This window comes from Stenotrophomonas sp. 05L44_2 (assembly GCF_056665995.1).
On the sequence record NZ_JBFTNR010000880.1, the window covers coordinates 1 to 1,504 of the forward strand.

Sequence of the window (1,504 nt, forward strand, 5' to 3'; positions counted from 1 at the left end):
GTTCGCGGCAAGCCCCAGCCACGAGGGGGCTCCGCCGCTGGCCGCCGACCCCGCGCCAGCGCCGCTCTCCGCCAAATCCCCGAACCATGCACTCGCTCACGGATTGACCACGCAATTGATGACAACGTTGTCCCCACCTGGCGCCGGACTCTCTCCCCGGCCCACCAGGTACCTCCGTCCGCCCCCTCCGTCGCCTTCCCGGGTGACGTCCGGACCCTGCGTTACGTGCGGCGCCGTCTTGGCCCGCGCGCCAACCATCGATCGGAGACACACCATGTACGACCCGCTTGTGCAGAGTGCCGATGTACGCAGTGCCCACCCTTCCCTTCATCGCTGTCGCCCGCGCCGTCTGGCCTGGCTGCTGGCCCTGGCCGGGGCGGTCACCCTGCCCGGCCTGGCCCAGGCCGCCAGYTGTGCCGGCGTGGCCGAATGGGACCAGGCCAAGATCTACCGCAGTGGCGACACCCTGCAGAAAGGAGGGGTCCTCTACCGGGCGAACCAGGACATCTGGAATGCGCCGCCGGACCATCCGGCCGGGGCGCCCTACTACACCAACCTCGGCGCCTGCGACGGCGGCGGGGCCAACCAGCCGCCGGTGGTCAGCCTGACCTCGCCGGCCAACGGCGCCACCTTCAGCGCCGGCAGCACGGTCAACGTGACCGCCAACGCCAGTGATGCGGACGGCAGCGTCAGCAAGGTCGAGTTCTTCCGCGATGGCAGTTCGCTGGGCATCGACACCAGCGCGCCGTACAGCGCCAGCTGGGCCAACGCCAGCGCCGGCAGCCACACCCTGCGCGCGGTCGCCACCGACAACAACAATGCCACCGCCAGCACCGCGACCATCACCATCACCGTCAACGCAGCCAGTGGCGATACCACCGCGCCCAGCGTGCCCGGTGGCCTGGCCGTGGGTACCCGCACCGCCAACAGCATCGCCCTGAGCTGGAGCCCGTCCACCGACAACACCGGCGGCAGCGGCCTGGCTGGCTACGACGTGTACCGCAATGGCAGCCTGGTCGGCTCGCCGTCCAGCGCCAGCTATGTCGATGGCGGCCTGACTGCATCGACCAGCTACAGCTACCGCGTGCGTGCCCGCGACAACGCCGGCAATGCGTCGGCACAGGGCACGGCAGTGACCGCCAGCACCCTGGCCGGCGACGGTGGCACCACCGGCAAGCGGGTCATCGGTTACTTCACCCAGTGGGGCATCTACGGCCGCAACTACCGGGTCAAGAACATCGACAGCAGCGGTTCGGCCGCGCGCCTGACCCACATCAATTACGCCTTCGGCAACGTGCGCAACAACCGCTGCGAAGTGGGCGTCACCCAGCCGTCGGATCCGAACAGCGGAGCCGGCGGCGATGCCTTCGCCGACTACACCAAGGCCTTCGGTGCCGGCGAAAGCGTGAGCGGCAGCGCCGATACCTGGGACCAGCCGCTGCGCGGCAACTGGAACCAGCTCAAGCAGCTCAAGGCCAAGTACCCGGGCATGAAGGTGCTGATC

General features: G+C 69.3%; 1 protein-coding gene. It reads left to right on the forward strand.

The window, feature by feature from the left end; genetic code table 11:
• Positions 1-274: 274 nt before the first annotated feature.
• Positions 275-1,504 (forward strand): Ig-like domain-containing protein (locus AC1VAN_RS21620; protein WP_480986718.1); only part of this gene is annotated, 1,230 nt, incomplete at its 3' end.